The following is a 21,366-nucleotide window of genomic DNA, read 5'->3' on the forward strand; positions in this document are numbered from 1 at the left end:
ATTTAATTCAAATTGATAGAACTATCTTTTAACACAAAACATCCACATTGAGATCCTAGTTAATCTGCTTTAAGTAAGTATTATTAACCGTTAATGAGAGCTGACCTTACAGTCTTTAAAATCTCTTCTCTGTTTGATGGTTTTATGATGTAGCCTTTTAGCCCGTAATGAGCCCATTTCTTTACATTTTCTTTGTTTTTATTACCGGTTAATGCAATAACGGGAATGTCAATTCCTTGTGATAATTGTCGTATTTGTTTTGTCGCATTTAGCCCATCAAGGTTTGGCATAAATAAATCCATGATAATTAAATCGAATGTATTGTCTTTAATTATTTTGAGTGCTTGCAGACCGTCTTCTGCTTCAGTGATTTCATAGCTCTCTTTACCTAGTACGCTTTTTAGCAGCTCTCTATATAAAGCATTATCCTCAACGATTAACACTTTTTTCTTATTCCTTTCAGTTGCAGCAGCTTCAGTTATTGGCGCTATACATTGCTCGCTTTCTCCAGCATTACTTGTGAGATCCTTTGCTTCGTCTCTTTTTTTCAATGAAGGGGTATGATGTATCAAGCCTTTGCTTCCCCCTGAGGCTTCTGCGTGCTTTTCTTGGTCTTGTTCATTATGTAATTCTTCTTTAAGTGTGTTTCTCTTTTTTATCGAAGGTACGTGGTGTATTAAACCTTTGGATTTAGTCGCAGCTGTTTTCATCGCTATTTGCTGTGTAAGCAACTGTTGAATGATATTGTCTAAACTGGTTTTTATATCATCCTCAAGATGCTTCAATAATGGCTCTACGCAGTTTTGTTTTATTGAAGAAATTAATTCCTGCGGTGACGAGCTCAGTGGTTCATGATTGATTTTTGGCTTACTAATACCTAGTTGCTCAGCCTTCTGTTCAACCTGAACTATACTACTATCTAGTTTATTTAATCTATCCAGTAGATCACGTTTACATTGACTGCTTTCATCTATTAGCTTAGTAATATTTTCATCAAATTGTTCAAAAGTTGCATTATTAAACTCATCGAATGAGTCTTTCACTTTACATTGTACTAAGCCACTTTGAATTATCATCAATAGTCTTAATTTTTCGAACAATGGCTGAAAGATAAAGTAGTTATCAAAAAGGCCTTTCATGCAACAACGAAAAGCGAGGCCCGACTCTTTATTTTTACAAAGTAAAATAGCAAAGTGCGGATTTTTTAAATGTTTATCTGCCAGCAGTTCAGAATAATATTCAATACATTGATCCACGGTCGATAAGGCAAAAATTATAATAGAAGGTTTAGTTTCATCAAGGAAGTTGTTGGTTTCATCATCTAAGGGGATGGCTCTATATTCATTGATGTTGTTAGAAATTATTGCTGAGATGCCAGATATATCATCTTCTTTTTCGAAAACCATAACCACCTTAGGATGGCGTGTTGAAAATGGTGTTGATTTAGTTTTCATCTAGAATTTCCTTATAAACTTGCTTTATTGCACTATTTATTAAAATTATGTGTTCCTTACATTTTGCTTTGTCATGTAGAAAAGAGACTTCTTCAAGGCTTTCTAATAAATCAGCAACTTGTTCAGCGCTAATGGCATGTGCAGATGTTTTTAAAAAGTGTGCTGTTGCTTTTATTTGCTCAAAATCATTGTGATTATATTGAACAATTATATTCTTCATTGCTTCGTGCGCTTGTTTAATGAAATCAATTTCAAATTGTTTAATGGTTTCAGGTTCGTTGCCAATTAAGTTAAGCATGACATTTTTATTTAAGACTTTTACTTGCGCTTTACTCATGAGGGTACCACTTTTTTAATATTGCGCGCAGATCACTTTGCTGGATGGGTTTGCTGACAAAGTCATTCATACCTGAGTCATAACAATGCTGAGAGTCTCCAGTCATTGCAGCACCAGTAACCGCAACTATTGGTATTGCTGCTCTGTTTTCAGAGCCTTCTAACTCTCTAATGTTGCGGGTCATTTCATAGCCGTCCATAATTGGCATATGGCAGTCTGTAATAATTAATTTATAGCTACCGCTATGCCATTTTGTTTTTCCATCTTCGCCATTGTCTGCAACATCGCAGTGGTAACCGATATTTTTTAGTTGCATGGTAATAAGTTTTTGGTTCATTGGATTGTCTTCAACAACTAAGATGCCGCTTTTCAATTTATTATTGTTTTGTTTTACATTTTGTTGCTTTTTACGTGCCGTGTTGTTTGATAATAATGTCAACTGGTCTAAATCAAGGTCTAAATCAAGGTCTAAATCAAGGTCTAAATCAAGGTCTAAATTGTCGATATTAATTTCTAAACTTTGCTGCTTTGTCTTATAAATATTTTCAATTAACAGTTGTCGAGTTAGCGACTCTATATTTATTAGTCGAATTTGATTAAATTGTTGACGACCTTGCTCCATATCTTCTGTCGTGAAAGTGATTATTATATTTTGATATTGTTTGATGGTGTGTAAAAGGGTTGTTAATTTCTGTTTTTCTTCTGATAAGTTATTTATGATGATTAACAGAACATCACTTTTTTCTTCAAATAGTTCACCTATAGGAGAGTGAACTGAAATTACATTAGCACCTTCTCTAATTAAGTGATTTTTAATGCGAGTTTCTCTTTCATTGTCTTGATTTGAAAAACTGACTAGCTTCACATTGATAGAGTCGAGTTCAGTGATATCCATTGCTCTGGTTTCTTGGGATTTCCAAAACGGTATGTCAACATCAAATGTTGAACCTAGATGTAATTTACTGCTTAAGGTTATTCGTCCGCCCATTAAATTTGATAGTTTTCCAGATATAGCTAAACCTAATCCAGTACCGCCATATTTTCTCGTCGTTGAGCGTTCAGCCTGAGTAAATGGTTGGAAGAGGTTTTGTTGATTCTCTTCATTAATACCAATACCGTTGTCGCTTATTTTAAAGTTAACATTACTAACATAATCATTTTTTTCTATTTCATCAATTGTGAGTGTGACAACACCTCTTTTTTCTTTGCTTGTAGTGGTAAACTTTAAAGCATTGCCAATCAAGTTAAACAAAATTTGTCTGACCCGCATTGCATCACCCTTAACAAACCGTGGTATAAAAGGTGACTCAATAACATTAAGGGTAATATTGTTTTTTATAGCTACAGGAATATAAACTTTAATAATGTTATCTACGATTTCAGATATCGAGAAAGTAAGTTCTTCAATATCTAATTTACCGGCCTCTATTTTATTGATATCTAAAATATCATTGAGAATAAAGACAAGGTTTTCAGCAGAGGTTTTCAGCAGAGGTTTTGGCTGTATCGATGAGATCTTTTGCTTCGTAAGTTTGTTTAGTGGACTGTAATAGATCTAAAGAGCCAATTACCGCATTCATCGGGGTCCGTAATTCATGACTCATCATAGAAAGGAATTCAGTTTTTATTTGGCTAGCCTTTTCTGCTTTGATTTTTGCTTGTTCTAGCTCAAGTGTACGTTCATTAACTCTTTCTTCTAATTTTAAATTAAGATTTTTTAATTTCCTTTGTGTGCTCTGTATTGGTGTTTCATCAAAAAATATCCCGTCAATTCGATAATTTTCATTATTTTCATTCTGTCTAACACGACCTTTACCTATGAAGTAGCTTATTTTACCGCCTGCAAGTATGGCTCGAAAGCTTTCTGAAAAGACCTTGCCTGTTTCCAATGAATTGAGCAAAGTAGATGTTACCCTCATCTCATCGTCAGGATGTAAACACGTAGCCCATTTATCAAAATCATCTGTCCCCGTATTTTTATTATTAAAACCAAACATTTCGCTTGTTAATATATCCCAAGTCCATATCCAATCATTGTGTAAATTTAATTCCGCGTACCAGGTACCTACCTTGCTTATTTCCATCGCAATATTATTGCTTTCAATTGCATTGTTTAATTCATGGACAATTTGTTTTCTATGGCTACAATCAGATAGTGTGCCCATTGTGCATATTGGCTGTTTGTCATTAAAAAAGGTTTCTCCCTTAATACTGAACCAGTGAATTTTATTATCTAGCAGCATGCGAAATTCAAAGTCTAAAGGAGTTAAATAGGCAACATGTGTCTTAATACTGTTATTAAATAGTAATTGATCTTCTATATAGATGGCGTCAATAAACATTTCCCAGCTTAATTGCTGCTCAATATTAATTTGTATAATTTCTTTAAACTTATTTGAAAATAAAGCCTCTTTGTCTGCAATATTATATTCCCATATACCAAAGTTGGTTGCTGATATTGTATTGGTAAGCCGAGAAAGAGATTCTTCTATTTCCCAATAATCAAGTTGCCAATTTTTTTCTTTAGTGAGTAAGACCCAATAATACTGATCTTCTGGACTTGTATTGATATTCAGACGCATTATGTTATTGATGTTCTTATTTTTACTAGCATAAACATAAATTTGAGAGTCAGCTGTAATACTATTATTAGGGTTATGATCTAGGGGGCAAAAATATTCGAATAGATGATTTTGTTCAATATTACTTATGGAAACATTAAGAAATTGAGTGAGAGCACTATTAACGGCTTTAATAACCCCCTTCCTATTGAGCAACAACATTGGGAAGGGGCTGCTATGCAACAGCTTAAGTGACTCATTCAACGTATACTCATCCTTAACTATATAGATTTTGAAAATTAACTTATGCTATTAAAAATAATAGTAGGTAATAATTTATATGCTAAATAAATTGTTCGTTTAAATAGCAGAGCCATATCTGTAGGTAATTATTAGAGGCTGTGTGTATTGGGTGAAGCAAAGCGTTTTGAAAATATCAAATAAAGATTAGCGTTTGACTATGTAGCAGGTGACGTGAGTTGGCTGGCTATAAACCTAGAAGACAGTTAGCCAGCATATTTTCTTAATTTTTCATTAATAGTCATAGTAATAATAATGCTAAATAAGTATTAATAGATATTTTTAATTATTCACAAGGTACTATCTTCTATATAGACCTCACTCATTGGCTTTATTTTATAAATAAAGTGATTTTTTTTGTGATATTTTTAATATATTCACCGTTGGATTTTGTGTGTTTTATTGGCTGCTAATGATAATAATTAGCAAGTTTAGTTGCATAATTGAGCTGTTGGCTTAATTAATCAACGAACAGTCCCATTTCTGTAATTTAATTGCAATTAGGTGTTGACGTGAGGCGAGAAATCTCTAAAATGCGCTCCACTTCTTCGGGACGAGTCGAAGAGGTTGTTTTAATCAGTTATCTCTTTCAGTTTAGGCTGATTTGGTTAACTTAACGTTTTAAAGTTAAGTTTGAATCTTCTGAAAAGAAAGTTTAAAAAAACGAAATAAAACGTTGACATTAAAACCTGAGAGCGTAATATACGCCTCCTGCTTCGGGGCTACAGCAACGAAGTCAAGCAAATAACGAATGCGATTATTTGCTACTTATCTTAGCGGTAAGTTTCTTTAACAATTAGTTATCATGCAATTTGTGTGGACACTCACATTAACGTTGATTTTACATAGTTATCTCTTTCTTCGGAAAGGACATAACAAAAAAACAGCTTAATATGATGTCACACAAAAAATAAGTATCATTTAGGTCTTCGGATTTAAATATACGTTTTATGTAGTTACTTTCTTCTTTAGTCGGATAGAGAGTAACACGACAGAATTCATTGAGCAGATGTTGAAACAAGTTTACTTGTCTCACATCACAAACGATTTTTAATTGAAGAGTTTGATCATGGCTCAGATTGAACGCTGGCGGCAGGCTTAACACATGCAAGTCGAGCGGAAACGAGAATAGCTTGCTATTCGGCGTCGAGCGGCGGACGGGTGAGTAATGCTTGGGAATATGCCTTTGAGTGGGGGACAACAGTTGGAAACGACTGCTAATACCGCATAACGTCTACGGACCAAAGGGGGGGACGCTTCGGCACCTCTCGCTCATTGATTAGCCCAAGTGAGATTAGCTAGTTGGTAAGGTAATGGCTTACCAAGGCGACGATCTCTAGCTGGTTTGAGAGGATGATCAGCCACACTGGGACTGAGACACGGCCCAGACTCCTACGGGAGGCAGCAGTGGGGAATATTGCACAATGGGCGAAAGCCTGATGCAGCCATGCCGCGTGTGTGAAGAAGGCCTTCGGGTTGTAAAGCACTTTCAGCGAGGAGGAAAGGTTAGTAGTTAATAACTGCTAGCTGTGACGTTACTCGCAGAAGAAGCACCGGCTAACTTCGTGCCAGCAGCCGCGGTAATACGAGGGGTGCAAGCGTTAATCGGAATTACTGGGCGTAAAGCGTGCGTAGGTGGTTTGTTAAGCAAGATGTGAAAGCCCTGGGCTCAACCTGGGAACTGCATTTTGAACTGGCAAGCTAGAGTTTTGTAGAGGGTAGTGGAATTTCCAGTGTAGCGGTGAAATGCGTAGAGATTGGAAGGAACATCAGTGGCGAAGGCGGCTACCTGGACAAAGACTGACACTGAGGCACGAAAGCGTGGGGAGCAAACAGGATTAGATACCCTGGTAGTCCACGCCGTAAACGATGTCAACTAGCCGTCTGTGGTCTTGAACCGTGGGTGGCGTAGCTAACGCGCTAAGTTGACCGCCTGGGGAGTACGGCCGCAAGGTTAAAACTCAAATGAATTGACGGGGGCCCGCACAAGCGGTGGAGCATGTGGTTTAATTCGATGCAACGCGAAGAACCTTACCATCCCTTGACATCCAGAGAAGAGACTAGAGATAGACTTGTGCCTTCGGGAACTCTGTGACAGGTGCTGCATGGCTGTCGTCAGCTCGTGTTGTGAAATGTTGGGTTAAGTCCCGCAACGAGCGCAACCCCTATCCTTATTTGCCAGCGCGTAGTGGCGGGAACTCTAAGGAGACTGCCGGTGATAAACCGGAGGAAGGTGGGGACGACGTCAAGTCATCATGGCCCTTACGGGATGGGCTACACACGTGCTACAATGGCAAGTACAGAGGGCAGCAATACCGCGAGGTGGAGCGAATCCCACAAAGCTTGTCGTAGTCCGGATTGGAGTCTGCAACTCGACTCCATGAAGTCGGAATCGCTAGTAATCGTAGATCAGAATGCTACGGTGAATACGTTCCCGGGCCTTGTACACACCGCCCGTCACACCATGGGAGTGGGTTGCAAAAGAAGTGGCTAGTTTAACCCTTCGGGGAGGACGGTCACCACTTTGTGATTCATGACTGGGGTGAAGTCGTAACAAGGTAACCCTAGGGGAACCTGGGGTTGGATCACCTCCTTATCTTGAAGTAAAACAGCTTAATGGAAGCCTCGGCTTCACGAGTGTCTACACAAATTACATGATAACGAATTAGAAGAAGTCCAAACATCTAAGCTTCGGACATAATTCTTGAAAAAGAAATAGGTCTGTAGCTCAGCTGGTTAGAGCGCACCCCTGATAAGGGTGAGGTCGGCAGTTCAAGTCTGCCCAGACCTACCAATTTACGCTTTTTACGGCGTTGGTTCATCACTCGTGTAGAAAACCTACACGTCGCGATAAACCGCCTTGTAAAAAACGTAAATCTGAGTTTTGTTCTAGCTTAAAGATGTTTCCCATTGCGGGGCTATAGCTCAGCTGGGAGAGCGCCTGCCTTGCACGCAGGAGGTCAGCAGTTCGATCCTGCTTAGCTCCACCACTTCTTCACTAAGAATTGAAAGACCAAACTTAAGTTATGCTTTATTTAAGCTACTTTAAGTTTGGTTTTTAACCAAGTCACCACCGAATGCGTGTGAATGACAAGTTCTTTAACAATCTGGAAAGCTGATATAAATACCGGTATTTATATGGCAAACACGGTGTCGCGCTGTTGTTTGTAAATTATAAATACCAAGCTGTTATTAATGGGAATATCGCCTGTTAATGATGGTGATTACGGTTCCTCCTCGGAAACGTAATCAACCCGGTAGTTTATTTACTTTTAGTTTACTAATCGTAATGAATTACCACTCTTATTCAAGACACACTTTGTGTGCGTGAAAATGTCAGACTTTACAATTGAGCAGGTTTTGTCACCTGCTTGTACCAAATAGGAAACTACTTGGGGTTGTATGGTTAAGTGACTAAGCGTATGTGGTGGATGCCTTGGCAGTTAGAGGCGATGAAGGACGTGTTAATCTGCGAAAAGCTTTGGTGAGGTGATAAAAACCGTTATAGCCAAAGATATCCGAATGGGGAAACCCACCCGTCGTAAGGCGGGTATCATTAAGTGAATACATAGCTTAATGAGGCGAACCGGGAGAACTGAAACATCTAAGTACCCCGAGGAAAAGAAATCAACCGAGATTTCCTTAGTAGCGGCGAGCGAACGGGAATTAGCCCTTAAGTGGTTTGTAAGTTAGTGGAATCTACTGGAAAGTAGAACGATACAGGGTGATAGTCCCGTACACGAAAATAAACTTATCATGAAATCGAGTAGGTCGGCACACGTGAAACGTTGACTGAACATGGGGGGGACCATCCTCCAAGGCTAAATACTCCTAACTGACCGATAGTGAACCAGTACCGTGAGGGAAAGGCGAAAAAGAACCCCTGTGAGGGGGAGTGAAATAGAACCTGAAACCGCATACGTACAAGCAGTGAGAGCCGGATTTAGTCCGGTGATTGCGTACCTTTTGTATAATGGGTCAGCGACTTATATTCTGTAGCAAGGTTAACCGAATAGGGGAGCCGTAGCGAAAGCGAGTGTTAACTGCGCGTTTAGTTGCAGGGTATAGACCCGAAACCCGGCGATCTACCCATGGGCAGGTTGAAGGTTGAGTAACATCAACTGGAGGACCGAACACACGTATGTTGAAAAATGCGGTGATGACTTGTGGGTCGGAGTGAAAGGCTAATCAAGCCGGGAGATAGCTGGTTCTCCCCGAAATCTATTTAGGTAGAGCCTCGCACGAACACCATTGGGGGTAGAGCACTGTTAAGGCTAGGGGGTCATCCCGACTTACCAACCCTTTGCAAACTCCGAATACCAATGAGTGATATGCGGGAGACACACTACGGGTGCTAACGTCCGTTGTGAAGAGGGAAACAACCCAGACCGCCAGCTAAGGTCCCAAAGTACTAGTTAAGTGGGAAACGATGTGGAAAGGCATAGACAGCTAGGAGGTTGGCTTAGAAGCAGCCATCCTTTAAAGAAAGCGTAATAGCTCACTAGTCGAGTCGGTCTGCGCGGAAGATGTAACGGGGCTAAACTAGTCACCGAAGCTGCGGATTTGAACTTAGGTTCAAGTGGTAGGGGAGCGTTCTGTAAGCCGTTGAAGGTGAGTTGTAAAGCTTGCTGGAGGTATCAGAAGTGCGAATGCTGACATGAGTAACGATAAGGGGAGTGAAAAACTCCCCGCCGAAAGACCAAGGTTTCCTGTCCCATGTTAATCAGGGCAGGGTAAGTCGGCCCCTAAGGCGAGGCGGAAACGCGTAGTCGATGGGAAACAGATTAATATTTCTGTACTTCTATATATTGCGAAGGAGGGACGGAGTAGGCTAGGTGAGCACGGCGTTGGTAGTCCGTGTGAAAGTATGTAGGCGGTTATCTTAGGTAAATCCGGGATTTCATTTAAACGCTGAGATACGAGACGAGTCTCCAAGGAGATGAAGTCATTGATGCCATGCTTCCAGGAAAAGCTTCTAAGCTTCAGATATATAGGAACCGTACCCCAAACCGACACAGGTGGTTAGGTAGAGAATACTAAGGCGCTTGAGAGAACTCGGGTGAAGGAACTAGGCAAAATAGTACCGTAACTTCGGGAGAAGGTACGCTCTCTAATGTGAATGACTTGCTCAGTAAGCAATGGAGAGTCGAAGTAACCAGGTGGCTGGAACTGTTTATTAAAAACACAGCACTGTGCAAAATCGAAAGATGACGTATACGGTGTGACGCCTGCCCGGTGCCGGAAGGTTAATTGATTGGGTTAGTCCTCGGACGAAGCTCATGATCGAAGCCCCGGTAAACGGCGGCCGTAACTATAACGGTCCTAAGGTAGCGAAATTCCTTGTCGGGTAAGTTCCGACCTGCACGAATGGCGTAATCATGGCCACACTGTCTCCACCCGAGACTCAGTGAAATTGAAATTGCGGTTAAGATGCCGTATACCCGCGGCTAGACGGAAAGACCCCGTGAACCTTTACTATAGCTTGACAGTGAACATTGCTCCTACATGTGTAGGATAGGTGGGAGGCTTTGAAACCATGTCGCTAGATGTGGTGGAGCCAACCTTGAAATACCACCCTTGTATGCGTGATGTTCTAACCTAGGGCCCTTATCGGGCTTGGGGACACTGTCTGGTGGGTAGTTTGACTGGGGCGGTCTCCTCCTAAAGAGTAACGGAGGAGCACGAAGGTTGGCTAAGTACGGTCGGACATCGTACGGTTAGTGCAATGGCATAAGCCAGCTTAACTGCGAGACAGACACGTCGAGCAGGTACGAAAGTAGGTCATAGTGATCCGGTGGTTCTGTATGGAAGGGCCATCGCTCAACGGATAAAAGGTACTCCGGGGATAACAGGCTGATACCGCCCAAGAGTTCATATCGACGGCGGTGTTTGGCACCTCGATGTCGGCTCATCACATCCTGGGGCTGAAGTCGGTCCCAAGGGTATGGCTGTTCGCCATTTAAAGTGGTACGCGAGCTGGGTTTAGAACGTCGTGAGACAGTTCGGTCCCTATCTGCCGTGGGCGTTTGAGAATTGAAGAGGGCTGCTCCTAGTACGAGAGGACCGGAGTGGACGAACCGCTGGTGTTCGGGTTGTTATGCCAATAGCATTGCCCGGTAGCTACGTTCGGAACTGATAACCGCTGAAAGCATCTAAGCGGGAAGCAGGCTTTGAGATGAGTTCTCACTGGAGCTTTAAGCTCCCTAAAGGGTCGTTGGAGACTACAACGTTGATAGGTTGGGTGTGGAAGTGCTGCGAGGCATTGAGCTAACCAATACTAATTACCCGTGAGGCTTAACCATACAACACCCAAGTGGTTTTGTTGTATGAAGTTTGACAAAAGTGTAGGAATACACACATCACGCATGACAATGGTGTGAATAAGAGATAGATAAGCTAACAGTTAAAAGCTGTCAGCTATCAGTAAAACGAGTATTTTTAACTCTTAACAGAGTTCAGCTTTCTAAGATTATTACTTGTTAATCATTTACGAAGGTAAGTGACGAATTGACAAAGCCGCAAATGAGCGAGAAACGGAGTTGAGTTTACTCAATGAGTATCAGAGCGATTGTAGCAATGGCGTCAATTTGGTAATTAACAAGAAAATTTTTGTCTAGCGACAATAGCGACATGGCCCCACCTGATCCCATTCCGAACTCAGAAGTGAAACGTGTTAGCGCCGATGGTAGTGTGGGAGTTCCCATGTGAGAGTAGGACATTGCTAGGCTTCTATTAAGAGAAACCCGTAGCTGATGCTACGGGTTTTTTGCTTTCTGACATTCAAATCTTTTTGCTATCTAACGTTTAAATAAAAAATTGCGACAATAGCACCGTGGCCCCACCTGATCCTATTCGCTATACCAGATAAGCAGCAGTGGCCATTTTTGTGCATCTATGCACTCACGGCATTAGTAATTCCCTTCACGTCAAACGTGTTAGCGCCGGTGGTAAAGAGCGTGTGGGTGTTCTTTTCTTTATGTGAGACCGCTCTTGTGCATCCATGCACCCTCGGCATTAGTGCATCCTGCACGTCATTGCTAGGCTTCTATTAAGAAAAGCCCGATTCAAAAGAGTCGGGCTTTTTGCTGACAGTATAAAAGAACAGTAAAGCTGACAGCTATTTAAACAACGCCCTGTTCGAGCATTGCGTCAGCAACACGTTTAAATCCAGCTATGTTAGCTCCTAATACAAGGTTACCAGGTTGGCCAAATTCCACTGCCGCTTGATGTGCTGTTTCAAATATATTACTCATAATCTCTTGTAACCTTTGATCAACTTGTTCAAATGACCAGGTTTGCATACTTGAGTTTTGTGCCATTTCTAATTGACTTGTTGCGACCCCTCCAGCATTTGCAGCCTTACTAGGTCCATAAGAGATCTTTGCGTCAACAAAGGCATTTATGGCTTCTTGCGTTGACGGCATGTTAGCGCCTTCACTAACGAGCTGGCAGCCATTTGCAATCAATGCTTTAGCATCAGCTAAGGTTAATTCATTTTGGGTGGCACATGGAAATGCTGCATCTGCTTCGATGCGCCATACGGCATGGCCATCATTTGGATAGTCAGTAATTGAGGTAAATTGTGCATCTTTATAGGAATCTAAATAGGCTTTTAGACTTACTCTTGATTGTTCTTTTAATTGTTTTAGTAAGGTTAAGTCTATGCCTTCTTGATGGTAGATAGTGCCTGTTGAGTCACTACAGGAAATGGGCGTTGCACCAATCTGATAAAGTTTTTCTATCGCATAAATAGCAACATTACCTGAGCCTGAAACTAAACATCGTTTGTTCTTCAAGCTATCGTGTTTTATTGCCAACATATTGTCGGCAAAATAAACCACGCCATAGCCGGTTGCTTCTTTACGAGCTAACGACCCGCCCCATAACAAACTTTTCCCCGTTAATACACCTTCGTAGCGACCTGTTAATCTTTTATATTGACCAAACATATAACCAATCTCACGTGCGCCAACGCCGATATCGCCTGCTGGGACATCGGTAGTTGGACCTATATGGCGATATAATTCAGACATAAAGGATTGACAGAAACGCATTATTTCACTATCAGATTTACCTTTAGGATCAAAGTTAAGACCCCCCTTTACCACCACCAATAGGTAAGCCGGTTAAGGCATTTTTGAATATTTGCTCAAAGCCTAAAAATTTTATAATACTGGCATTTACGCTAGGATGAAATCTTAGCCCACCTTTATAAGGCCCTAAGGCGGAGTTAAACTCGATACGATAGCCTTTATTAACTTGAATATTACCTTGGTCATCGGCCCAAGGTACACGGAACATAATTTGTCTTTCTGGCTCAACAAGGCGTTGAATAATAGCTTGTTGCTGATATAGTTTATTACTTTCTAATATCGGCGCTAATGAATCTAAAACTTCCTCTACTGCTTGGTAAAATTCAGCTTGAGCAGGGCTGCTATTTTTTAAATCTGCAATAGTCTTATGAATGTACGACATATATAATTTCATCCTTAAGAATTTATTTTATAAGCAAAATTAAGTTTAATCACTTCATATTTGGACTAAGCATATCGAGGTTAGAAAAAACTATTGTTTTTACTAATGAAATGCTTAATTTATTTTACTTATATTAAAAATTCGATCGTAAAGTAAAAACAATTCTGTACTGTTATTGTGCTTTTTTCAATCATATTTGTGAATTTTTATTCTGTAATGGTGAATTTTTTTGCAGTGGTGTTGAGAAGTTCTTGGTAAACACTAAACTAGGTTTAGTGTTTAAAAAAAACAAATAGCGACTAATGGTGTAAACTGTGTCCGATAGTCGTGTTTAGTCACATAAATTATTAAATACGCGATATAGCAATATTTACATAGGTATTAGATTAAAGGTTAAAATATCCGATGAGTAGAACTGGTATACAGTGGTTCCCAGGGCATATGCATAAAGCCCAAAGAGAGATTAAAGAAATTTTACCGCAAATTGATGTGGTGATTGAAGTTTGCGATGCTCGTTTACCCTTTAGTAGCGAAAACCCTATGATCACTGAAATTCGTGGGGATAAGCCTTTAATTAAAATTCTAAATAAGTCTGATTTGGCTGATCCAAAAGTTACTGAACAATGGCTTAGTTATTTAGAATCTCAACATAATGTTAAAGCGATTGCTCTGACAACAGAATCGCCATCTGTTGCTAAGACTTTACCAAATTTAATCCGGAAATTAGCGCCAAATAAAGATGAAGCTGGTAAACAAATTAATGCCGTGATCATGGGGATACCTAATGTTGGAAAATCTACCTTGCTTAATACCTTAGTAGGCAAAGCTAAGGCAAAGGTAGGTAATGAGCCAGCAGTCACCAAAGGACAGCAAAGAATTCGTTTGGATGACGGTTTATATTTATATGATACCCCTGGTATGCTTTGGCCGAAGATAGTTAATGAAAATAGTGGTTATCGCTTAGCTATTACTAGTGCTGTTAAAGATACGGCTTTCGATCATGAAGAAATTGCCTGTTTTGCCGCTGAATATTTGCTAGCTGCTTACCCTGAACGTTTAAAAGAGCGTTATAAGCTTGATGATTTACCAGAGCAGGACGTCGAGTTAATTGAAGCCATAGGTAGGCGTCGCGGTTGTGTTAAAAGTGGTGGACATATCGACTTTCATAAAGCTTCTGAAATATTAATTAATGAAATTCGTGATAAAACTTTGGGTGCTATTACTTTTGAAACACCTGAAATGGTGCTTGCTGAGGTTATTCATTTCGATAAAGTTGAGGCGGATAAAGTTGCCGCTAGAGAGGCAAAAAAGATAGCGCGAGGTCGAGGTCGTCGGAATAAGCGTTAATATAAATATAGGATGAAGTAACAATATGAGTGAACAATTTCAATTACACCACCAATTAGCCAATGACTGTTTTGTTATTGCCGATTTGCCGCTTTCTCAATTACTACTGTGTAATGATAGTGCGTTTCCGTGGTTTATATTAGTGCCAAAAGTTGATGATATTCAAGATATTTATCAACTTGACTGGCAGCAGCAGCAGCAGCTTTTAAATGAGTCAAGTATGCTAAGTGAGATACTTATGCAAGAGTTTAAAGGTGATAAAATGAATGTAGCAGCGCTAGGCAATGTAGTACCGCAATTGCATATGCACCATATTGTACGTTTTAAGAATGATGCTTGCTGGCCAAAACCTGTTTGGGGTCAGCAAGCGCTAACACCTTATACTGATGAAGCATTAGCTGAAATTAAGCTACGTATACTACCTAAGCTATTGACAATATTATCAACTAAGAATTAAACGCAAGGTAAACACAACCAATAGCATAGTTAGCGTTGCTTGTTTTAAGCAACGCTTTACGACTAGTTGATTATTTTATCATTGCAAGTGATTGACTCAAATCTGCTAGTAAATCATCGACGTTTTCAAGTCCAACAGATATTCTAATTAAACTATCACTGATGCCTGCAGCTACACGTTCTTCTTGGGTATATGGAGAGTGTGTCATTGAAGCAGGGTGCTGAATAAGTGACTCAGCATCGCCTAAACTTACCGCAATTGAGAATAGCTGCATGCGGTTAATAAAGTCACTACCACCCGCTAAGTCACTATCAATTTCAAAGGCAATAACACCGCCAGCGGCTTTCATTTGTGAACCAATAAACTTATGCCCTGGATGACTTTTTAAACCAGGATAGTAAACTTGTGCTACTTTTTCGTGACTTTCTAAAAACTCGGCAATTATTTGAGCGTTGTTACAATGGCGTTCCATACGTATTGGTAAGGTTTTCAGACCTCGCATGATCAACCATGCATCATGTGGGCTCATCGTCGCACCGATATCCTTTAAAACCGTCATTTTAATGTTCATGATCATTTCATTGCTACCACAAATAATGCCGGCAACCACATCACCGTGACCATTTAAATATTTTGTGGCGCTATGTACGACTATGTCAATGCCATATTTTTTAGGTTGTTGTAGTACCGGTGTTAAAAAGGTATTGTCGACGACAGAAATAATCTTGTGTTGCTGGGCAATTTTACCTATTGCAGCCAAGTCATATACCGCCAAATTAGGATTTACCGGTGTTTCTAAAAATATCACTTTAGTGTTTGGTTTTATCGCCGCTTCGACTTCTGCGGGTTTAGCCATGTCAACAAAGCTAACTTCAATGCCCCAACGGGTTAATTGATGATTCATCAGCGCAAATGAGCAACCATAAACTGCTTTTGAAGAAATCAAATGGTCACCGCATGACAAGTTGGCCAAGAGCGCGCCAGATACTGCGCCCATGCCAGTAGCTGTTGCTGCAGCGTCTTCCATTTCTTCCATTGCAGCAACCCGCATTTCTAATTGTCGAGTGGTAGGGTTGCCTAAGCGGCTATAAATATAGCCTTCTGCTTCGCCTGCAAATCTATCTGCACCTTGTTGTGCGTTTTCAAAGATAAAGGTTGAGGTTTGATAAAGTGGTGTGGCTAATGAACCAAATTGCTCGTCATTAATTCGGCCAGCATGAATAGCTTGAGTTTCAATATGCTTACTTGTCGACATGGAATACCTCATTTAGAAAATTATTATTGTTGTTAGCTGTGCATTAATATTGATGAATTATCACAATGCAAATATACTGCCACTAATTAAATCTTATATTTATCAGTATATTACGTGTTTTATATTATAATAAGATGTGTTTTGTATTTTTTTTATTACAAAATAACCTAGTAATCACTTGAGGATGATAAAAAAATTTAATAGATTGCCAATTTATATGACTTGCAGTCTGTTTATTCTGCTTGTAATATTAACATTACGCTGTAATTTTTTTATTACAATCTTGGCGTATAACTCAGGCAAAAATATGCGCATAGAAATAAAATCGGAAGACCGGATGGGAATTAGCCAAGAAATACTGGCTACATTCACCCGTTTGACGCTAAACATGCAAGCGATGGAAGTGAGCTCTCAGTTTATATTTGTTCATTTAGCTCCTAGTGCCATTAGTTTCAGCAAGGTAAAAATTGCTTTGATGGCCGTATCCGGTGTTAATCATTGCAGTGAGGTTGATTTATTACCCTCTGAAAGTCGAGAGCGGCATTTAAGGGCCTTAGTGAATCGCTTACCTGATGCTATTATCGATATTGATGTTAATGCGCGTGTGATGGCACTAAATCGAGCGAGTGAAAAGTTGTTGGTGAATCACCAGCGGCATATAGGGACATCACCACTAGCGGGTGAAGAACTGGCAGGCGTTTTGATCAGCGATATACTTGATATAGAAATAGTCTTACCTTTGCTCGATAAAATTAGCTCGCAAAATGTTGATATCGCGGGTCAGAGCTATATCGCAGAAATTAGCCCCATTAGCGAACAAGAAAATAGCTCAGGGGCGGTTATTTCATTAAAGTCGATCAGCAGTTTAGGTCGACAAATTTCGATATTACAAACTCGTGATGAACAAGGTATTGATAATATTATTGGGCAATCGGCAAGTATTCAACTACTTAAAGAACAAACAGCGCGCTTTGCTGAGTTAGAGCTACCGGTTTTAATTAATGGTGAAACCGGTACCGGCAAAGAGCTTGTTGCCCGTGCTTTACATAACGCAAGTTATCGACAGCAAGCACCATTTTTAGCGGTAAATTGCGCTACTTTACCTGAACACTTACTTGAAAGTGAATTATTCGGCTATGCAAATGGCGCTTTTACTGGCGCGCAAAAAGGTGGTAAGCCAGGGCTACTTGAATTAGCTGAAGGGGGGACCTTATTTTTGGATGAAGTTGCGGAAATGTCATCGTACTTACAGGCAAAGTTACTCAGGTTTCTTCAGGACTTTAAATTTCGTCGACTTGGTGGCACCAAAGAATTACAGGCGAATGTAAGAGTGGTTAGCGCCACGCATCAAGATCTGTTAGCTATGATCAGTCAGAAAAAATTTAGAGAAGATTTATTTTATCGACTCAATGTGCTTAATTTAAATTCACCGCCATTACGAGAGCGAGTGGAGGATATTGCTTTAATCGCTCGTCACTTCGTTGCTCTGGCGGCCACACAAATGAATGTGAAACTACCTCTGGTAGATACAAGTGCTATGCAGCTTTTGGCTTCTTATCGGTGGCCCGGAAATATTAGAGAATTACAAAATGTGCTATTTAGGGCGGTAGCATTAAACGAACAAGGTGATATTTATGCAGAAGATATTTCAGTAGCTTTAGCTCAGTTCAAGCAACATGACGTGGCTAATATAAATGAAGTTAGTGTCGCAAACGAAGTTGGTGATTGGGCGAGTGCGCAAGCGGCCTTCGAAGAGCAATTAATCACTCACTTATATCCATATTACCCAACCACACGCAAGCTTGCTGAGCGACTAAAAGTATCTCATAACAAAATAGCAATGAAATTACGTCAATTTAGTATTACGAGTTAATGCACTTACTCTTCCAATATTTTATATAAAATCTTTTTGACGTTTTCTGGTTCAAAAGGTTTATCACACATTGCAGTTACGCCTTCGGTTAGTATATTAGCAAGATGTGTATCGTTGCTCTCACTGGTTACCATTAGGATTGGAATATGTGACTGTGTGCTTTCGTTGCGAATATAGCGTGTTAGTTCTTTACCATCAACTTCCGGCATGTTGTAGTCAGTAACAACAAGATCAAACATACTTTCTTTTAATAATGTGATGGCTTCGCTACCATCAGCTGCTTCAATTATTTTCAGTAAGCCTAAGTTATTTAGCACACGTTTAATATGATTTCTAGCAAGACGGCTATCATCAACCAGTAATACTCGCACTTCATGAACATCAAAGTACTCGAGCTCGAGCTCATCAGTTGATAGTAAATCAATAGTCGTATCAATGGCCGTTGCTAAGTGTGCTGAAGTAAAAGGTTTTGGTAAAAGTGCAATAACCCCAGACTGTTTAAATTCTTCTAAGCTTTCGCGTCGATGTTCACTTGAAACTAACATAAAAGGCGTATCAGCAATGCTAGGGTTATTTCTTATTTTATGTAATAAGTCTATCGCGCTACCATCATTAAAATACATTGCACTGGTAATTAAATCATGAGGATGTTTTTTGGCGCTTTCGTATGCTTCAGTAATATTTTTAGCTTCGGCAACTTGGGTTATACCTTGTTGCTTTAATTCTTTAATGATGATTTTTCTTTGTAAATCAGAAGGCTCAACAACAAGTAAAGATAATTCATTCGGGTTCATAATATGACTCAACTGTTACGGTGATTGGTGTCTAACCACCAATAAATTTGACTTTAAAACCATTCTTTTCAAGGACTAATTTTATTTCTTCGCGTTTGTCACCTTGGACCTCTATGACTTCACCGACAACACTACCACCGGTACCACAAGTTTTCTTGAGTTTTTTCGCTAACTCTTTTAAGGCTTTATTGTCTAAACCTAAACCGGTGATTGTGACAACACCTTTACCTTTCCTGCCTTTGGTTTCTCTACGTACTTTTGCAAAACCGTCAGAAGCCGTTATTGCTTCTGTTGTCGAATGTTTGATCCTTCCTTGCGATGTCGAATAAACTAATGATTCATCATGGCTGGTTGTGGAATTATTATCGTTATCCATACTTTTGCCAAAGGCTCCAGCTAAATCGCTCAGACTTGAAAATGTTTTTGTCATAATAGTGTCTATTGTTCTTTAAATTGGTATTTTTATTACGTTTATAAAAGGTAAACTCGATAGTAATTAATATAATATTTAGCGGTTATAAATAGCTATTAAGCAACAGGGCGTAGTACTTTTACAAAACAATCCATGGGATTATAGCAATTTTCAAACTAAAATAGTTAGCATAGCGATACTATCTTAATACATCTTGTTTGCCTGTGCTCTCTGCAGATAATGCTTAAAGGGGGGGAGTCAAATTTATTATTTTTTAGATAAAATAAAACCACTACAAGAGTGGTTTTATTTTATGGGCTTTTTACTATGAGATTACTAGCTTAAAGCTTACTTTCTAACTCAGGTAAAGCATCAAATAAATCAGCAACTAAACCATAGTCAGCTACTTGAAAAATTGGCGCTTCAGCATCTTTATTGATGGCAACAATTACTTTTGAATCTTTCATACCGGCCAAATGTTGAATAGCGCCTGAAATACCTACAGCGATATATAAGTCAGGAGCAACAATTTTACCTGTTTGGCCGACTTGCATATCATTGGGTACAAAACCAGCATCAACAGCAGCACGAGAAGCACCAATAGCAGCACCTAGCTTATCAGCTATACCTTCAAGTAGTTTGAAGTTATCACCATTTTGCATACCACGACCGCCTGAAATAACGACTGAAGCAGCACCTAAATCTGGACGCTCTGAAACTGACAGTTCTTCGCTGACATGGCTAGAAATACCCGCATCAGTTACTATATCTAAAACAACTATTTCAGCATTACCATCGGTTGCTACAGCGTCAAAGCCAGTAGGACGAACAGTAATCACTTTCTTGCTGTCTAAGCTTTGTACGGTTGCTATGGCATTACCTGCATAGATAGGACGAACAAATGTGTCACTACTTTCTACAGCAATAATGTCTGAGATTTGTGCTACATCTAATAAGGCAGCAACACGTGGCATAAAGTTCTTACCAGTCGTCAAGGCTGTCGCAATGATGTGAGTATAATCTGCTGCAAGTTCAGTCACTAACAGTGAAACGTTTTCAGCTAATTGATGCTCGTAAGCTGCATTATCAGCAATCAATACTTTTGATACACCGTTAACTTTGCTTGCTGCATCAGCTACTGCTTGACAGTTATGACCAGCAACTAAGAGGTGAATGTCACCACCAATTGCTTGTGCCGCTGCAACAGTTTTTAAGGTATCAGCTTTTAATTGGCTATTATCGTGTTCGGCAAATACTAAAATGCTCATGAGATCACCTTCGCTTCATTTTTTAATTTTTCTACTAATTCATCAATGCTTTCAACAATAATACCGGCTTTACGTTCTGCAGGAGGTGTAACTTTAATTAAAGTCGTGCGTGATGTTAGATCAAGTCCAAAGTCAGCTGCAGCTTTTACATCTAAAGGTTTACGTTTAGCTTTCATAATGTTTGGTAATGACGCGTAACGAGGTTCATTTAAACGTAAGTCAGTTGTGACTATTGCAGGTAAGTTTAATGCGATAGTTTGTAAACCACCGTCAACTTCACGAGTCACATTGACCTTATCACCGTCAACACTAACAGCTGAAGCGAATGTACCTTGTGCCATGCCTGTAAGAGCAGCTAGCATTTGGCCAGTTTGGTTGTTATCGCTATCGATAGCTTGTTTACCGAGAATAACCAGTTGAGGTTGTTCTTCTTCAACAATTTTCTGCAATAATTTAGCCACGTTGATAGAATCTAAATTCTGATCAGTATCGATTTGGATAGCACGATCAGCGCCTAAAGCTAAAGCTGTACGCAGCTGCTCTTGACAAGATTTATCACCAATAGATACGGCAATAACTTCTGTTGCTATTCCTGCTTCTTTTAAACGAACAGCTTCTTCAACTGCGATTTCACAAAATGGGTTAATTGCCATTTTTACATTAGCAAGATCGACATTTGAGTTGTCTGCTTTAACACGTACTTTTACGTTATAGTCAATAACGCGTTTGATGGGTACTAATACTTTCATCGTTGCCTCTGATTGTGCTTGTTGTAAGTAATATTGGCCAAACTAAATAAAAACTCAGCTTAACACTGGAATAATGGTTTGAAA

The 21,366-nt window shown here is 39.8% G+C and carries 12 protein-coding genes, 2 tRNA genes, 3 rRNA genes and 1 pseudogene; 8 read left to right on the top strand and 10 right to left on the bottom strand.

The window, feature by feature from the left end; all coding sequences use genetic code 11:
* Nucleotides 1-83 precede the first annotated feature (83 nt).
* From FGD67_RS17845 to FGD67_RS17860, 4 genes are all read right to left on the bottom strand, one after another.
* Nucleotides 84-1,454, bottom strand: coding sequence for a response regulator (locus FGD67_RS17845; protein WP_257172407.1), 1,371 nt, complete (start codon nt 1,452-1,454; stop codon nt 84-86).
* Nucleotides 1,444-1,791 carry an Hpt domain-containing protein gene (locus FGD67_RS17850; RefSeq protein WP_257172408.1) on the bottom strand — a complete coding sequence of 116 codons (348 nt, stop codon included), beginning with the start codon at nt 1,789-1,791 and terminating at the stop codon, nt 1,444-1,446. Before FGD67_RS17850 ends, FGD67_RS17845 begins: the two co-directional genes overlap by 11 nt.
* Entirely contained in the window at nt 1,784-3,061 is a 1,278-nt protein-coding gene (locus tag FGD67_RS17855) for an ATP-binding protein (protein ID WP_257172409.1), read from the bottom strand. The genes FGD67_RS17850 and FGD67_RS17855 overlap by 8 nt, the downstream gene beginning before the upstream one ends.
* Before the next feature lie 202 nt (nt 3,062-3,263).
* On the bottom strand, nt 3,264-4,616 hold the full coding sequence (locus FGD67_RS17860) for a PAS domain-containing protein (RefSeq protein ID WP_257172410.1): 1,353 nt from the start codon (nt 4,614-4,616) through the stop codon (nt 3,264-3,266).
* A 1,087-nt stretch (nt 4,617-5,703) separates the two neighbouring features.
* On the opposite strand from FGD67_RS17860, the gene FGD67_RS17865 reads away from it, so the two are divergent.
* The 5 genes from FGD67_RS17865 (at nt 5,704) to rrf (ending at nt 11,379) form a co-directional block, all read left to right on the top strand.
* Nucleotides 5,704-7,248 (top strand): 16S ribosomal RNA (locus tag FGD67_RS17865).
* Between the two features lie 121 nt (nt 7,249-7,369).
* Nucleotides 7,370-7,446 (top strand) — tRNA-Ile (locus FGD67_RS17870).
* 120 nt (nt 7,447-7,566) lie between these two features.
* Nucleotides 7,567-7,642 (top strand) — tRNA-Ala (locus FGD67_RS17875).
* A 414-nt stretch (nt 7,643-8,056) separates the two neighbouring features.
* Nucleotides 8,057-10,954, top strand: a 23S ribosomal RNA gene (locus tag FGD67_RS17880).
* A 310-nt stretch (nt 10,955-11,264) separates the two neighbouring features.
* Nucleotides 11,265-11,379: ribosomal RNA gene (rrf, locus tag FGD67_RS17885) — 5S ribosomal RNA — on the top strand.
* The 16S, 23S and 5S rRNA genes sit together here with 2 tRNA genes alongside, the layout of an rRNA operon.
* A gap of 394 nt (nt 11,380-11,773) precedes the next feature.
* Here the strand turns inward: rrf and gdhA are convergent.
* A pseudogene (gdhA, locus tag FGD67_RS17890) lies at nt 11,774-13,127 on the bottom strand (NADP-specific glutamate dehydrogenase).
* 405 nt (nt 13,128-13,532) lie between these two features.
* Between gdhA and ylqF the strand changes: the two are divergent.
* Both ylqF and FGD67_RS17900 read left to right on the top strand, forming a co-directional pair.
* Complete coding sequence (gene ylqF, locus FGD67_RS17895; RefSeq protein WP_257172411.1) at nt 13,533-14,474, top strand: ribosome biogenesis GTPase YlqF; 942 nt, start codon at nt 13,533-13,535, stop codon at nt 14,472-14,474.
* Between the two features lie 25 nt (nt 14,475-14,499).
* The gene (locus tag FGD67_RS17900; protein ID WP_257172412.1) at nt 14,500-14,931 is read left to right on the top strand and encodes an HIT domain-containing protein; all 432 of its coding nucleotides are present in this window, start codon (nt 14,500-14,502) and stop codon (nt 14,929-14,931) included.
* 70 nt (nt 14,932-15,001) lie between these two features.
* On the opposite strand, the gene megL is transcribed toward FGD67_RS17900, so the two are convergent.
* Nucleotides 15,002-16,186 (bottom strand): methionine gamma-lyase, encoded by a 1,185-nt coding sequence (gene megL, locus FGD67_RS17905; protein ID WP_257172413.1) that lies wholly within the window; start codon nt 16,184-16,186, stop codon nt 15,002-15,004.
* Between the two features lie 307 nt (nt 16,187-16,493).
* Here megL and FGD67_RS17910 point away from each other — a divergent pair, with 307 nt between their 5' ends.
* Nucleotides 16,494-18,059 carry a sigma 54-interacting transcriptional regulator gene (locus FGD67_RS17910; RefSeq protein WP_257172414.1) on the top strand — a complete coding sequence of 522 codons (1,566 nt, stop codon included), beginning with the start codon at nt 16,494-16,496 and terminating at the stop codon, nt 18,057-18,059.
* A 5-nt stretch (nt 18,060-18,064) separates the two neighbouring features.
* On the opposite strand, the gene FGD67_RS17915 is transcribed toward FGD67_RS17910, so the two are convergent.
* The 4 genes from FGD67_RS17915 to FGD67_RS17930 all read right to left on the bottom strand — a co-directional run bounded on the left by FGD67_RS17915 (nt 18,065) and on the right by FGD67_RS17930 (nt 21,282).
* Nucleotides 18,065-18,865, bottom strand: coding sequence for a response regulator (locus tag FGD67_RS17915; protein ID WP_257172415.1), 801 nt, complete (start codon nt 18,863-18,865; stop codon nt 18,065-18,067).
* Between the two features lie 19 nt (nt 18,866-18,884).
* Nucleotides 18,885-19,229, bottom strand: a complete 345-nt coding sequence (locus FGD67_RS17920) for a stress response translation initiation inhibitor YciH (RefSeq protein WP_257175155.1) — start codon at nt 19,227-19,229, stop codon at nt 18,885-18,887.
* A gap of 377 nt (nt 19,230-19,606) precedes the next feature.
* Complete coding sequence (locus FGD67_RS17925) at nt 19,607-20,533, bottom strand: electron transfer flavoprotein subunit alpha/FixB family protein (protein ID WP_257172416.1); 927 nt, start codon at nt 20,531-20,533, stop codon at nt 19,607-19,609.
* Nucleotides 20,530-21,282, bottom strand: coding sequence for an electron transfer flavoprotein subunit beta/FixA family protein (locus FGD67_RS17930; RefSeq protein ID WP_257172417.1), 753 nt, complete (start codon nt 21,280-21,282; stop codon nt 20,530-20,532). The genes FGD67_RS17925 and FGD67_RS17930 overlap by 4 nt, the downstream gene beginning before the upstream one ends.
* Nucleotides 21,283-21,366: the final 84 nt, after the last annotated feature.

It is taken from the genome of Colwellia sp. M166 (assembly GCF_024585285.1).
Taxonomy (GTDB): Bacteria; Pseudomonadota; Gammaproteobacteria; order Enterobacterales; family Alteromonadaceae; genus Cognaticolwellia.

What these genes read in the sequence shown, in the direction of transcription:
- FGD67_RS17925 (WP_257172416.1), bottom strand. Translation starts at nt 20,533, where the DNA reads ATGAGCATTTTAGTATTTGCCGAACACGATAATAGCCAATTAAAAGCT.
- FGD67_RS17910 (WP_257172414.1), top strand. Translation starts at nt 16,494, where the DNA reads ATGCGCATAGAAATAAAATCGGAAGACCGGATGGGAATTAGCCAAGAA.
- FGD67_RS17855 (WP_257172409.1), bottom strand. Translation starts at nt 3,061, where the DNA reads ATGCGGGTCAGACAAATTTTGTTTAACTTGATTGGCAATGCTTTAAAG.
- FGD67_RS17900 (WP_257172412.1), top strand. Translation starts at nt 14,500, where the DNA reads ATGAGTGAACAATTTCAATTACACCACCAATTAGCCAATGACTGTTTT.
- megL (WP_257172413.1), bottom strand. Translation starts at nt 16,186, where the DNA reads ATGTCGACAAGTAAGCATATTGAAACTCAAGCTATTCATGCTGGCCGA.
- FGD67_RS17850 (WP_257172408.1), bottom strand. Translation starts at nt 1,791, where the DNA reads ATGAGTAAAGCGCAAGTAAAAGTCTTAAATAAAAATGTCATGCTTAAC.
- ylqF (WP_257172411.1), top strand. Translation starts at nt 13,533, where the DNA reads ATGAGTAGAACTGGTATACAGTGGTTCCCAGGGCATATGCATAAAGCC.
- FGD67_RS17920 (WP_257175155.1), bottom strand. Translation starts at nt 19,229, where the DNA reads ATGGATAACGATAATAATTCCACAACCAGCCATGATGAATCATTAGTT.
- FGD67_RS17845 (WP_257172407.1), bottom strand. Translation starts at nt 1,454, where the DNA reads ATGAAAACTAAATCAACACCATTTTCAACACGCCATCCTAAGGTGGTT.
- FGD67_RS17930 (WP_257172417.1), bottom strand. Translation starts at nt 21,282, where the DNA reads ATGAAAGTATTAGTACCCATCAAACGCGTTATTGACTATAACGTAAAA.